This is a genomic window from Luteimonas sp. MC1782 (assembly GCF_014164605.1).
Classification (GTDB): Bacteria; Pseudomonadota; Gammaproteobacteria; order Xanthomonadales; family Xanthomonadaceae; genus Luteimonas.
In genome coordinates this window covers 1,725,580-1,739,011 of the sequence record NZ_JACJFT010000001.1, presented here as the reverse complement: position 1 = coordinate 1,739,011, position 13,432 = coordinate 1,725,580, and the positions used below count along the sequence as shown (strand labels likewise).

The 13,432-nt window shown below is 70.4% G+C and carries 12 protein-coding genes; 7 read left to right on the top strand and 5 right to left on the bottom strand.

Translation table 11 applies throughout. The features are described from left to right. Positions 1-15: 15 nt before the first annotated feature. The 6 genes from H5368_RS08110 (at position 16) to H5368_RS08085 (ending at position 5,491) form a co-directional block, all read left to right on the top strand. Complete coding sequence (locus H5368_RS08110; protein ID WP_182823120.1) at positions 16-486, top strand: F0F1 ATP synthase subunit B; 471 nt, start codon at positions 16-18, stop codon at positions 484-486. A gap of 5 nt (positions 487-491) precedes the next feature. Next, positions 492-1,019, top strand: a complete 528-nt coding sequence (locus tag H5368_RS08105; RefSeq protein ID WP_182823118.1) for a F0F1 ATP synthase subunit delta — start codon at positions 492-494, stop codon at positions 1,017-1,019. Between the two features lie 105 nt (positions 1,020-1,124). Then, positions 1,125-2,675, top strand: coding sequence for a F0F1 ATP synthase subunit alpha (atpA, locus tag H5368_RS08100; protein WP_182823115.1), 1,551 nt, complete (start codon positions 1,125-1,127; stop codon positions 2,673-2,675). Between the two features lie 75 nt (positions 2,676-2,750). Beyond that, positions 2,751-3,614, top strand: a complete 864-nt coding sequence (gene atpG / locus H5368_RS08095) for a F0F1 ATP synthase subunit gamma (protein ID WP_182823113.1) — start codon at positions 2,751-2,753, stop codon at positions 3,612-3,614. Between the two features lie 34 nt (positions 3,615-3,648). Continuing rightward, a complete protein-coding gene (gene atpD / locus H5368_RS08090; protein WP_182823112.1) occupies positions 3,649-5,055 on the top strand; it encodes a F0F1 ATP synthase subunit beta in 1,407 nt (468 codons plus the stop codon). A 10-nt stretch (positions 5,056-5,065) separates the two neighbouring features. Next, positions 5,066-5,491, top strand: coding sequence for a F0F1 ATP synthase subunit epsilon (locus H5368_RS08085; RefSeq protein ID WP_182823109.1), 426 nt, complete (start codon positions 5,066-5,068; stop codon positions 5,489-5,491). A gap of 110 nt (positions 5,492-5,601) precedes the next feature. Here the strand turns inward: H5368_RS08085 and H5368_RS08080 are convergent, their stop codons facing one another. Together H5368_RS08080 and H5368_RS08075 are read right to left on the bottom strand one after the other, a co-directional pair. After that, the gene (locus H5368_RS08080; RefSeq protein ID WP_182823107.1) at positions 5,602-5,985 is read right to left on the bottom strand and encodes a GtrA family protein; all 384 of its coding nucleotides are present in this window, start codon (positions 5,983-5,985) and stop codon (positions 5,602-5,604) included. Beyond that, positions 5,982-8,039, bottom strand: a complete 2,058-nt coding sequence (locus H5368_RS08075; RefSeq protein WP_182823105.1) for a hypothetical protein — start codon at positions 8,037-8,039, stop codon at positions 5,982-5,984. The genes H5368_RS08080 and H5368_RS08075 overlap by 4 nt, the downstream gene beginning before the upstream one ends. 60 nt (positions 8,040-8,099) lie before the next feature. Here H5368_RS08075 and glmU point away from each other — a divergent pair, with 60 nt between their 5' ends. Continuing rightward, positions 8,100-9,491, top strand: coding sequence for a bifunctional UDP-N-acetylglucosamine diphosphorylase/glucosamine-1-phosphate N-acetyltransferase GlmU (gene glmU, locus H5368_RS08070; RefSeq protein ID WP_182823908.1), 1,392 nt, complete (start codon positions 8,100-8,102; stop codon positions 9,489-9,491). A 19-nt stretch (positions 9,492-9,510) separates the two neighbouring features. Here the strand turns inward: glmU and H5368_RS08065 are convergent, their stop codons facing one another. The 3 genes from H5368_RS08065 to H5368_RS08055 are packed head-to-tail and all read right to left on the bottom strand — an operon-like array spanning position 9,511 to position 13,415. Continuing rightward, complete coding sequence (locus H5368_RS08065; protein ID WP_223877999.1) at positions 9,511-10,821, bottom strand: PAS domain-containing sensor histidine kinase; 1,311 nt, start codon at positions 10,819-10,821, stop codon at positions 9,511-9,513. Beyond that, entirely contained in the window at positions 10,821-12,173 is a 1,353-nt protein-coding gene (locus tag H5368_RS08060; RefSeq protein WP_182823103.1) for a sigma-54 dependent transcriptional regulator, read from the bottom strand. Before H5368_RS08060 ends, H5368_RS08065 begins: the two co-directional genes overlap by 1 nt. Before the next feature lie 9 nt (positions 12,174-12,182). Then, entirely contained in the window at positions 12,183-13,415 is a 1,233-nt protein-coding gene (locus H5368_RS08055) for an ABC transporter permease (protein WP_182823101.1), read from the bottom strand. Positions 13,416-13,432: the final 17 nt, after the last annotated feature.

Here is a 13,432-nt window from a genome sequence, read left to right as displayed (position 1 = left end):
AGGACAGGCATTGCCATGAACATCAATCTCACCCTGATCGCCCAGGCGCTCGCATTCGCGGCGCTCATCTGGCTGATCGCGACCTTCGTCTGGCCGCCGTTGCTCAAGGCGATCGAAGAGCGCCAGCAGAAGATCGCCGAGGGCCTCGCCGCCGCGGACAACAGCCAGCGCGCGCTTGCGCAGGCCCAGGACACGGCGAACCAGGAACTCAAGGCGGCGCGTGCCAAGGCCAACGAGATCATCGACCAGGCCCACCAGCGCGCCACCCAGATCGTCGATGCCGCGCGCGTCGAGGCCCAGACCGAGTCCATCCGCCAGAAGGCGGTGTTCGAGGCCGAGATCGAGGCGTCCGCCAACCGCGCCCGCGAGGACCTGCGTCGCCAGGTCTCCGCGCTGGCGGTGACCGGCGCCGAGCGTCTGTTGAAGCGCGAGATCGACGCCGGCGTCCACAAGGCGCTGCTCGACGAACTCGCCGCGGAGATCTGAAGCCGATGAGCCAGGAGATCACCCTCGCCCGCCCCTACGCGCGTGCCGTATTCGGCATCGCCCGCGACGCCGGCGCATTCGTGCCGTGGTCGCAGGCGTTGGCGTTCTCCGCCCACGTGGCGGCCGATTCCCGCGTGCGCCCGCTGCTGGGCCACCCGGAGTTCGCCGACGCGGAAGCCGTCGCACTGTTGTCGCCCGACAACGTGCCGCACGACTTCGCCGCGTTCCTGGCGCTGCTGGCCGGCAACGGCCGGTTGGCGCTGCTGCCGGAGGTCGCCGCGCTCTATGAAGAGCTGCGTGCGGACGCCGAGCAGGTGGTGCGCGCCACGGTGACCTCGGCGACGGAACTGCCGGCCGCCGAACTCGACGCGATCCGCGGTGCCCTCAAGCGCCGCTTCGGCCGCGACGTCGAGGTGCAGACCGCCGTCGACGCCGCGCTCATCGGCGGCGCGGTGATCAGCGCCGGCGACGTGGTCATCGACGGCTCGCTGCGCGGCAAGCTCTCCCGCCTGCAGTCGGCACTCAGCCAGTAAGCATCGGACGCGGCAGCCGCCAGCAGCCACCGCTGCGCGCCGCGACCACCACAAAGCTCCACTTATCGCGCACCACCCGAACCGGTGCGCCCGAGGATCCCGGAAATGGCAAGCACCCAGCTCAACCCCTCTGAAATCAGCGAACTGATCAGGAGCCGCATCGAGAAGGTCAAGCTGGCCGCCGAAGCGCGCAACGAGGGCACGGTGACATCCGTGTCCGACGGCATCGTGCGCATCTACGGCCTGGCCGACGTGATGCAGGGCGAAATGATCGAGCTGCCGAACGACACGTTCGCGCTCGCGCTCAACCTGGAGCGCGACTCGGTCGGCGCCGTGGTGCTGGGCGACTACCAGAACCTGCGCGAGGGCGACGTGGCCAAGACCACCGGCCGCATCCTCGAAGTGCCGGTGGGCCCGGAACTCCTCGGCCGCGTGGTCAACGCGCTCGGCGAGCCGATCGACGGCAAGGGCCCGATCGGCGCCGCGCAGACCGCCCCGGTGGAGCGCGTCGCCCCCGGCGTGATCTGGCGCAAGTCGGTCGACCAGCCGGTGCAGACCGGCTACAAGGCGGTCGACTCGATGATCCCCATCGGCCGTGGCCAGCGCGAGCTGATCATCGGTGACCGCCAGACCGGCAAGACCGCGCTGGCGATCGACGCGGTGATCAACCAGAAGGACACCGGCATCAAGTGCGTGTACGTGGCGATCGGGCAGAAGGCCTCGACCGTCGCCAACATCGTGCGCAAGCTGGAAGAGAACGGCGCGCTGGCGCACACGGTCGTGGTTGCCGCGACGGCGTCGGAATCGGCGGCGATGCAGTACATCAGCCCCTATTCCGGCTGCACCATGGGCGAGTACTTCATGGACCGCGGCCAGGACGCGCTGATCGTGTACGACGACCTGTCCAAGCAGGCCGTGGCGTACCGCCAGATCTCGCTGCTGCTGCGCCGCCCGCCGGGCCGCGAAGCCTACCCGGGTGACGTGTTCTACCTGCACTCCCGCCTGCTCGAGCGCGCCGCGCGCGTCTCCGAGGACTATGTAGAGAAGTTCACCAACGGCGAAGTGAAGGGCAAGACCGGTTCGCTGACGGCGCTGCCGATCATCGAGACGCAGGCCGGCGACGTGTCCGCGTTCGTGCCGACCAACGTGATCTCGATTACCGACGGCCAGATCTTCCTCGAGACCGACCTGTTCAACGCCGGCATCCGCCCGGCCGTGAACGCCGGCATCTCGGTGTCGCGCGTCGGTGGCGCCGCGCAGACCAAGATCATCAAGAAGCTGTCCGGCGGCATCCGCATCGCGCTGGCGCAGTACCGCGAGCTGGCGGCATTCGCGCAGTTCGCGTCCGACCTCGACGAGGCCACGCGCAAGCAGCTCGAGCGCGGCCAGCGCGTTACCGAACTGATGAAGCAGAAGCAGTACGAGCCGATGTCGGTGGCGCTGCAGGCGCTCTCGATCTACGCGGCCAGCGAGGGCTACATCGACGACGTGCCGGTCGCCAAGATCGGCGCCTTCGAGGAAGGCCTGCACGCCCACTTCGAGAACACCGCCGGCGAGCTGCTCGCCAAGGTGAACGCCTCGGGTGCGTGGAACGACGAGATCGAAGCCGCGTTCAAGCAGGGCATCGGCGACTTCAAGGCGACCGGCAGCTGGTAAGCCGCACGCCGGCGGACACGGGCGCGCAGGCGCCCGCGCACCGCGGCTGACGGACCAGGGCCCACGGAGAAAGAGATGGCAGGCGGCAGGGAAATCAAAACCAAGATCAAGAGCGTGCAGAACACCCGCAAGGTGACGCGCGCGCTCGAGATGGTCTCGGCATCCAAGATCCGCAAGGCCCAGGAGCGGATGAAGGCGTCGCGCCCGTACGCGCGCGCCATGAAGCAGATGATCGGCCACTTGGCGCAGGCGAACTCCGAGTTCCAGCACCCGTTCCTGGTGGAACGCGCGGACCCGAAGCGCGTCGGCTACATCATCGTGTCGTCCGACCGCGGCCTGGCCGGCGGCCTGAACAACAACATGTTCCGCAAGCTGCTCGGCGAGATCCGCGACTGGCAGGACAAGGGCGTCGAGGTCGACGTGGTCACCATCGGCCAGAAGGCCACGGTGTTCTTCCGGCGCCTGAAGGTGCACATGCTCGCCAGCGTCAGCCACCTCGGCGACGCGCCCGAGGTGGAGCAGCTGATCGGCATCGTCAAGGTGATGCTGGATGGCTACACCGAAGGCAAGCTGGACCGCGTCTACCTGGCCTACAACGACTTCGTCAACACCATGACGCAGCGCGCCACGTTCGACCAGTTGCTGCCGCTGCCGGCGTCGGAGGAGGTCCTGGTCAAGCACGACTGGGACTACCTGTACGAGCCCGACGCGGCCAGCGTGCTCGAGCACGTGCTGACGCGCTACGTGGAATCGCTGGTGTACCAGGCGGTCATGGAAAACGTGGCCTCCGAGCACGCGGCGCGCATGGTGGCCATGAAGTCCGCCAGCGACAACGCCAACAAGCTGATCGACACCCTAAACCTGGTCTACAACAAGGCCCGCCAGGCTGCGATCACGCAGGAAATCTCCGAGATCGTCAGCGGCGCATCCGCCGTCTGAGCGGCAAGAAAAATACTTCCAGAGGAATACGGCAATGAGTCAGGGCAAGATCGTTCAGATCATCGGCGCAGTCGTCGACGTGGAATTCCCGCGCAGCGAAGTGCCGAAGGTGTACGACGCACTGAAGGTCGAAGGCACCGAAATCACGCTGGAAGTGCAGCAGCAGCTCGGTGACGGCGTGGTGCGCACCATCGCGCTCGGCTCCACCGACGGCCTGAAGCGCAACCTGCTGGCCACCAACACCGGCCGCGGCATCTCGGTGCCGGTCGGCGTTGGCACGCTCGGCCGCATCATGGACGTGCTGGGCCGCCCGATCGACGAGGCCGGCCCGATCGACGCCACCGACACCTGGGAAATCCATCGCGCGGCGCCGTCGTACGAGGAACAGTCGTCGGGCAACGAGCTGCTGGAAACCGGCATCAAGGTCATCGACCTGATGTGCCCGTTCGCCAAGGGCGGCAAGGTCGGCCTGTTCGGCGGCGCCGGCGTGGGCAAGACCGTCAACATGATGGAACTGATCAACAACATCGCCAAGGCGCACGAAGGCCTGTCGGTGTTCGCCGGCGTGGGCGAGCGTACCCGCGAGGGCAACGACTTCTACCACGAGATGAAGGACTCCAACGTCCTCGACAAGGTGGCGATGGTGTACGGCCAGATGAACGAGCCGCCGGGCAACCGCCTGCGCGTCGCGTTGACCGGCCTGACCATGGCGGAGTACTTCCGCGACGAGAAGGACGCGTCCGGCAAGGGCAAGGACGTGTTGCTGTTCATCGACAACATCTACCGCTACACGCTGGCCGGTACCGAAGTGTCGGCGCTGCTCGGCCGCATGCCGTCGGCGGTGGGCTACCAGCCCACGCTGGCCGCGGAAATGGGCGTGCTGCAGGAGCGCATCACCTCCACCCGCAGCGGCTCGATCACCTCCATCCAGGCCGTGTACGTGCCCGCGGACGACCTGACCGACCCGTCGCCGGCGACCACCTTCGCCCACCTCGACGCGACCGTCGTGCTGAGCCGCAACATCGCCTCGCTGGGCATCTACCCGGCGGTCGATCCGCTCGACTCCACCTCGCGCCAGCTCGACCCGAACGTGATCGGCAACGAGCACTACGACACCGCGCGCCGCGTGCAGTCCACGCTGCAGAAGTACAAGGAGCTGAAGGACATCATCGCGATCCTCGGCATGGACGAGCTGTCCGAAGAGGACAAGCAGGCCGTGTCGCGCGCGCGCAAGATCGAGCGCTTCTTCTCGCAGCCGTTCCACGTGGCCGAAGTCTTCACCGGCTCGCCGGGCAAGTACGTGCCGCTGAAGGAAACCATCCGCGGCTTCAAGGGCATCGTGGACGGCGAGTACGACCACCTGCCGGAGCAGGCCTTCTACATGGTCGGCGGCATTGACGAAGCGGTCGAGAAGGCCGCGAAGATGGCCGAAAAGGCCTGAGGAAACAGCCATGGCCCCGACCATCCGTTGTGACATCGTGAGCGCCGAGGCGGAGATCTTCCGCGGCGAGGCCACCATGGTGGTCGCCACCGGCGAGATCGGCGAGCTCGGCATCGCGCCGCGCCACGCGCCGCTGATCACGCGCCTGAAGCCCGGCAAGGTCGTGGTCACCCTGGCCAACGGCGAGAAGCTCGACTTCGCCATCAGCGGCGGCATCCTCGAGGTGCAGCCGCAGGTGGTGACGATCCTCGCCGACACCGCGGTGCGCGCCGACGAGATCGACGAAGCCGCGGTGCGTGCCGCCAAGGAAGAGGCCGAGCGCGTGCTTGCCGGCCGCGGCGAGGCGATGGACATCGCCGAGGCGCAGCAGAAGCTCGCCGAAGTCAGCGCCCAGCTGCAGGCGCTCGAACGCCTGCGCAAGAACCTGAAGCACTGACCGCGACGGTCGACGGGCCGTTCCCGCCGCCGTCCGGACGCGAAAGCCCCGCCATGTGCGGGGCTTTTTGCATGTGGATGCAGGCGGCGCGGGCAGGGCGCAGGACGGACTCAGCGGCGGTAGATCCAGTGCCGCGAGGCCAGGAACCCGAACAGGCCCAGCACCGCCTCGACCAGCGGCTTGGCCAGCCACGCCCACTTGCGCCCGAGGTCGTCATCGATGGCCTCGATCGCCACGGTGCTCACCAGCGTCATCACCAGCCAGGTGACGACGAACCTCAGCAGCGCTCGGCGCCCGATGCGATGCTCGTCGCCGGTGAAGGTGATCTTGCCGTTGAGCCAGAAGCCGACAAGCGCGCCGCACACGCGCCCCGACACGTTGGCCAGGCCGATGCGCAGCCCGAAGTGGCTGAGCGCCACCATCACGCCCCAGTCAAGCAGCCACTGGATGCCGCCGATGACGACGAAGCGCGGCCCCTGCCGCATCAGGCTCATGGCGAGGCCACCGTGGCGCGCGGCGGCACGCGCCACCATTCCGCCGCTCCCGCGGCCGCCTCGCGCGTCGCGCCAACGGCCCGCAGCCCCGCCGCGCGCGCCGCGTGCAGTTCGCCAGGCCGCAGCAACACGTCCCGGACATGTTCGCTGCGCAGCAGGCCTGCCCAGGCGCGGCCGCTGGCATCCTGGTCGGCGCGTTGCGCCGCCGCCTGCAGCGACGGGTCGTACCAGCCGATGGTGCGCGCCGCGGCGCCGAACTCCGCCGACATCGGCGCCGCGCTCGCGAGCGACAGCACCGTACCGCGTCCACCTTCCGCGGCGCGGCGCGCATGCACCTGCTGCGCCAGCACGCGCTCCGGCGCGTACTCCAGCCACACCGGCGCGTCGCGCCCGGCCGCCATCACCGTCTCCTTGACGATGCCGGTGCGCAGCATCCAGTGGCCGTTGGCCTGGAACAGCAGGTTGGCGACGCAGGTCGCCGCCAGCAGCACATGCGCGCTGCGCGGGGCCGCGGCCGCGGCGGCCACCACCAGCGCCGGCAGCACCAGCACCAGCGCAGGCTGCACATAGCGCAGGTATTGCGTGGCGAGCAGCGGCGCGACCGCCATCGCCAGTGCCAGCGCCGCGAGCGCGCGCGTGCGCGGCGCCAACAGCGCCAGCAGCCAGGCACCCGCCAGCGCCACCAGCACGAAGCCGCCGCCGCCGGCGTAGGCCTCCAGGTAGCGGCCGGTATCGAAGGTGAGCTGCCAGGCGAGGTCCAGGCCGGCGCCCGCATGCCAGCGCGGGTCGTCGAAATCCTGCGTGGCGAAGTACGGCGAGCCGAACACGCCGTTGAGCAGCGGCAACACCGGATTCCCGGCGACGCAGGCGGCGTAGGCGTAACTGCTGCCGCCCAGGCCGGCGATGAGCGCCAGGCCGGCGGACAGGCTGCGCCAGCCCAGCACCTGCCGCTGCCGCCACAGCAGCCACGGCAGGAGCATCGCGGCAAATCCGGCGGCCGCGAGCTTGGTCGCCACCAGCGCGCCGACCAGGGCGCAGGCCGCCCACAGCGTGCGCACCGACGGCGGGCGCAGCGCCAGCACCGCAGCCCAGGCCAGCAACGCCGCCGTCTGCAGTTCGGTCTGCATGCCCATCGCCAGCACCGCGGTGAGCGGCAGGCTGGCGTACAGCGCCACCGTCCACCAGCGCTGGCGCGCGTCGCCGCCCAACGCCGCGCACAGCTGCCACAGCGCGGTCGCGGTGAGGGCAAGCCACAACGCGTTGACCGCGCCGCGTGCCTCCATGCCGGCCAGCACCTGCGGCAGCGCCTGCACCACGTCCGCCGCCCACGGCGCCACGGCCCAGGCGTGCATATCGGGATCCAGCGCATGGCGTCCGTCGATCTGCAGCATCCACGGCAAGAGTGCGTGGTAGCCGAGGTCGTCGTACTGCACGGTGGGGACCCAGCAGCCGGTACCGGCGAGTCCGGCGACCAGCACCGCGGCGGCCGCGGCCCTTGGTGCGCCGGCCACAGCGGCGTGCCAGCCCTGCCACGCCTGCCGCATGGCGCCAGCGAGGTCGCGGCCGCGCAGTGCGAGCACCACGACGATCGCGGCAAGGTACGTCCAGCGCCCGTGCACCGGCAGTGGCAGCAACCAGCCGAGCACGCCGGCCACCAGCGCCAGGCCGATGGCGCAGGCCGCCGCCACGCCCGCGTCCGGAAGCAGGCCGCGGCCCAGCGCGATCGCGGCCGCGGCGCAGGCAAGTGTCGCCAGCACCGGCAGCGGCCCGGCGAACAGCAGCAGCGCAAGCAGCCACGCAAGCAGCAGGCCGTGCGCCCAGGCCAGTCCGGCGACACGCCGCAACACGGCGGCGAGCGCGAGCGCGGCGAGCACGATCACCAGCAACGCGGTGGTGCGCGACGGCACCCATTCGGCGAACAGGTCGTGTCCGACGATGCCGGCGATGCAGGCCGCAGCCCCCGCCCAGAGCAGCAGCGCGCGCCAGCGGCTGGCGCGCGCGCGCGTCGTCGTCGGGGTCTGCGGGGGCGGCCCCGTCGGAACGGCTCGCAACATCGCGCGCATGCTATCAGCCCGCCGATTAGAATGGCCGCGACTACGACAGCAGGACGCATGATGCCGATCCAGGACCAGCCGACCCCCGACATCCACGTGGTGATCCTGGCCGCGGGCGAGGGCAAGCGCATGAAGTCGCGCCTGCCCAAGGTGCTGCAGAAGATCGCCGGGCGGCCGATGCTGGCGCATGTCATCGCCGCGGCGCGCGGCCTCGCGCCCGCCGCCATCCATGTCGTGCACGGCCATGGCGGTGACCAGGTCCAGGCCGCGTTCGCCGACCAGCCCGACCTGCGCTGGGTGGAGCAGGCGCGCCAGCTCGGCACCGGGCATGCGGTGCGCGAAGCCATGCCCGGCGTGCCGGATGGTGCCCAGGTGGTGGTGCTGTACGGCGACGTGCCGCTGATCACCACGGCCACGCTGCAGCGCCTGCTCGCCGCGGGTGGCAGGCTCGCGGTGCTGGTGGCCGAGCTCGACGACCCCACCGGCTACGGCCGCGTGGTGCGCGACTCCGAAGGCAACGTCGGCGCCATCGTCGAGCACAAGGACGCCACCGCCGACCAGCGCCGCATCGCCACGGTCAACACCGGCGTGCTGGCGGCCGAGTCGACGGCGCTCAAGGGCTGGCTGGCGCGGCTGTCGGCCGACAACGCGCAGGCCGAGTACTACCTCACCGACGTGTTCGCGATGGCTGCCGCCGAGTACAGCGCCGCCGAGATGGTGGCCGTGGCCGACCCGGTCGAGACCGAAGGGGCGAACGATCCCTGGCAGCTGTCGCAGCTGGAGCGCGCGATGCAGCGCCGCCTGGTGCGCGCGCTGTGCGAGCAGGGCGCGCGCTTCGTAGACCCCGCGCGCGTCGACATCCGCGGCGAAGTGGTGGTGGGCCACGACGTGGAGATCGACGTCGACGTGGTGTTCGAGGGCCGCGTGGTGCTGGGCGACGGCGTGCGCATCGGGCCGTTCTGCCGCATCCGCGACGCCGAGCTCGGCCCCGGCACCGAAGTGCGCGCCCATTGCGACATCGACGGCGCGCGGACGGAAGGCGCGGTGCAGGTCGGTCCGTTCGCGCGCCTGCGCGCGGGCACGGTGCTGGCTGACGGGGTGCACGTCGGCAACTTCGTGGAAACCAAGAACGCGCAGCTCGGCGTCGGCAGCAAGGCCAACCACCTGAGCTATCTCGGCGACGCGCGCATCGGCGCCGGCGTCAACATCGGTGCCGGCACCATCACCTGCAACTACGACGGCGCCAACAAGGCCACCACCACCATCGAGGACGGCGCCTTCATCGGCTCCAATGCCGCGCTGGTCGCGCCGGTGACCATCGGCCGCGATGCCACGATCGGCGCGGGATCGGTGATCGGCAACGACGCGCCCGCGGGCAAGCTGACGGTGGCACGCGCGCGCCAGGTCAGCATCGACGGCTGGCAGCGGCCGGTGAAGGTGCGCAAGGACTGAACCCGCGCAAGCCGGCACCTCAGGCCGGCAAATGGATGCTTACGCACAGGCCACCGCCGTCACGGTTGACCAGTGCGATGCGTCCGCCGTGTGCCTCGGCGATCTCGCGCGCCAGCGCCAGGCCCAGGCCGGTGCCGTGGCGCTTGGTGGAATAGAACGGCAGCAGCGCATTCGACAGCACCGACTCGTTCATGCCGGTGCCGCGGTCGAGCACATCGATGCGCCAGGCGTCGGGCAGGCGCCGCAACGCCAGCCGCACCTCGTCGTCGGGCGAACCGGATTCATGCGCGTTCTTCAGCAGGTTGAGCAGGCACTGTTCGAGCTGCGGCACGTCCGCGCGGCCGTGGCCTTCCGGCGTGCCCTCGGTGGCGAACGCGACCTGGCCGTGCAGGCGGGTGACGAACCCGCTCCAGTCGAACGTTTCCAGGCGCGGCGCCGGCATCTTCGCGAAGCGCGCGTAGTCGCGCAGGAAGCCATCCAGGTGGCGCGCGCGCTCCTCGATCGTCGCCAGCGCCGCCGGCAGGCGTTCGAGCTGGCCACGGCGCAGCAGTTCGGCCCCGGAGTGGGCGAGGGATGCGATCGGCGCCAGCGAGTTGTTGAGCTCGTGGCTGATCACGCGGATCACCTTCTTCCAGGTCTGCACTTCCTGGCGGCGCAGCTCGGCGGTCAGCTGGCGCAGCAGCACCAGCTCATGGCGACGGCCGTTGAGGCGGAACAGGCGGCGCGAGAGGTGGTAGATGTCCTCGTCATCGTCGCGGCCGACGGTGAACATGCCGTCGCCGCCACGCTCGATGGCTTCGCGCAGCGCCGCGGGCCCCTGTGCAAGCACGGCCTCGAACGGCATGCCTTCCAGCCTGCGGCCACCCCCGAGCATCCTGCGCGCGGCCAGGTTGCCGAGCACCACGTGGCCGCCGGCATCGACCAGCACCATCGCCACCGGCGTGTTCTGCACCATGGTGTCGAGCAGCAGTTCGCGCTGCACCAGGCGCAGGCGCTGCTCGCGCAGCGTGTCGCCGAGCGCGCGGTGGCTGGCAACGAGGTCACCAAGCTCGCCGCTGCCATCCCAGGCGATGCCGAAGCTGTAGTCGCCGTCGCGGTACGCGGCCACGCTGCCTGACAGCGCGCGGAACAGCGCGCGCGCCGGCTGCAGCAGGCGGCGCGCGTGGTAGGCCAGCAGCGGCAGCGGCAGCAGTGCCGCGAGCGGAATGGCCAGCCATGGCGTGAGCTGCAGCCAATCGTGCAGCGCGAGCGCAAGCGCCGCGGCCAGCAGCATGTAGGCGCACGCCACCGCGGTGAACGCCAGCCACAGCGGCGGCCGGCGGCGGGCCATCAGTCGCGGCGGATGCCGAGGCGTTCGAGGCGCCGGTACAGCGCCTGGCGCGACATGCCCAGCTCGGCCGCGGCCTGCGCCAGCACGCCCCGGGCGCGGGCCAGTGCGGCCTCGATGGCCGCGCGGTCGGGCTCGTCGCCGCCGCCTGCAGGCGCACCCGCCGGGCTGGCGGCGACGGCGCTCGGCAGGCCCAGCGCCGGCGCGGCGATCACCTCGCCCGGCGACAGCAGCGCCGCGCGCTGCACCACGTTGCGCAGCTCGCGCACGTTGCCCGGCCAGGCATGGGCCAGCAGCGCGGCCGCGGCGTCGGCGCCGAGCTGGCGGCCGGCCGGCAGGAACAGGCGCGCCAGCGGCAGGATGTCGTCGCGGCGCTCCGCCAGCGGCGGCACCTTCAGTTCGATCGCGTTGAGCCGGTAGTACAGGTCTTCGCGGAACCGCCCGTCGGCGATCATCGCCGCGAGGTCGGCGTTGGTGGCGCTGACCACGCGCACCCGGACCTGGCGTTCACGGTTGGAGCCCAGGCGCGCGAAGCGTCCGGTCTCCAGCACGCGCAAAAGCTTCACCTGGCCGGCCGCCGGCAGGTTGCCGATCTCGTCGAGGAACAGCGTCCCGCCATCGGCGGCCTCGAACTTGCCCTCGCGCGCCTTGCCGGCACCGGTGTAGGCACCCGCGTCGGCGCCGAACAGCTCGGCTTCGATCAGCTCGGCCGGCAGCGCGCCGCAGTTGAGGGCGACGAACGGGCCTGCGCCGACCGGCGAGTTCGCGTGCACGATCTCGGCGATCTTCTCCTTGCCGGCGCCGTTCGGGCCGGTCACCAGCACCGGCAGCTCGGAGCGCGCCACCTGGCAGGCCAGCGCCAGCAGGCGCTCGCTGGCCGGGTCGGCATAGACCATGCCGCGCAGGTCGTTGTCGCGTTCCAGCGCGTCGCGCCGACGGCGCTCGCCGCTGCGGTGGCGGGCGAGCTCGCGGCGCGCCTCGGACAGTTCCACCAGGTTGTTGACGGTGGCCAGCAGCTTGCGGTCATCCCAGGGCTTGCCGAGGTAATCGGCGGCGCCCGCCTTGACCAGGTCGACCGCGGACTCCAGGTGCGTCCACGCCGTCAGCAGGACCACCGGCAGGTCAGGCTCCAGTTCGCGGATGGCATGGAACAGCGCGGTGCCTTCCTCGCCCGACGTGGTGTCGGCGAGGAAGTTCATGTCCTGGATCACCAGGTCGATGCCACCCGCGGCCAGCCGGGCCAGGCCGTCGCCGGGCGATTCGGCGGCCACCGTGTCGATGTCGTGCAGCGAAAACAGCACTTCGAGCGCGGTGGCAACCGCGGGGTTGTCATCGATGACCAGGACGGTGGGCATGGGCGCCGATCATACGCTGCGCGTGGCGACCGCCGGCGGCACCATCGCCGCGCGGCGCGCCGGCCCGTAGACCGCGAGCTGGCCGAGGAACCACAGCGCCAGCGCGCCGATCGGCAGGTACGCCAGCGGCAGCCGCGGCAGTTCATAGCGGCCCATCAGCAGCTGGTTGATCGCGTACGCCATCATCATGCCGATCACGATGCCGACGGTCGCCAGCAGGAAGTTCTCGACCTGGAAATAGCGCAGGATCTGTCCGCGCGTGGCGCCGAGCGCGCGCCGCACGCCGATCTGCTTGGTGCGCTGCTGCACCCAGAAGCTGGCGAGGCCGACGATGCCGAGCGCGGTGACGACCAGCAGCGCGATGCACACCGCCACCAGCAGCCAGACCATCGCGCGATCGGCCTGGTAGTACTCCTGGCGCAGCTCCGCGACGGTCTTGGTGTTGTCTTCAAGGATGATGCGGTTGGGGCCGTTTGCCTTCAGCACTTCCTTCGCGGCCGCGAGCACTTCCGCGCGGCGCTCCGGCGTGGTGCGCAGCATGATGTTGTTGCCGACCGTGTACGGCAGGCGCACCGGCAGGATCATCGAGAACTCCTTTTCCGCAGGGCCACCCTGGTCGCTGGGACGGATCAGGTGGTCGACCACGCCGATCACCGGCGTCGGCTTGTCGCGGCTGATGTACACCTGCTTGCCGAGTGCCGACCCGCCCGGGAACAGCTTCTCCGCGGCCTTGCGGGTGATGATCACCGCGGGTGGCGCGAGATCGGCGCCTGGCGCGTCGATCACGTCCCACTCCTGGATCTCGTCGGCGTTGAAATTGCGGCCCTCGACAAGCGTCGGCCCAAACGTCGGCAGGAAATGCTCGTCGCCCATGTACATCGTGAGTCCGGCGGTGGGCCGCGGCTGGTCGGGCTGCAGGTTCACCGACGTGTTCCAGGACGAGTTGGAGAACGGCACCTGGTTGGTCGCGACCGCGGCCTTGACCCCCGGCAGTCCGCGCAACGCGGTCATGTCGGCGCGGGTCAGCGCGGCGGCGTTCTCGTCCTCGCCGATGCCGGTGATCTGGATGCGGACGAGCTCGTTGTCGGCGATGCCGCTGTGCAGGCTGATGCGATCGACGCGGTTGCCGATCAGGAACAGCGCGTTGCAGATGATCGCGCACGAGAGCGCGATCTCGACCACGATCAGCGCCGCGGCGGTCTTGTGGCGCAGCAGGGTGGAGAGGATCGGACGGATGTCCATGGAAATGCTCCGGGAGT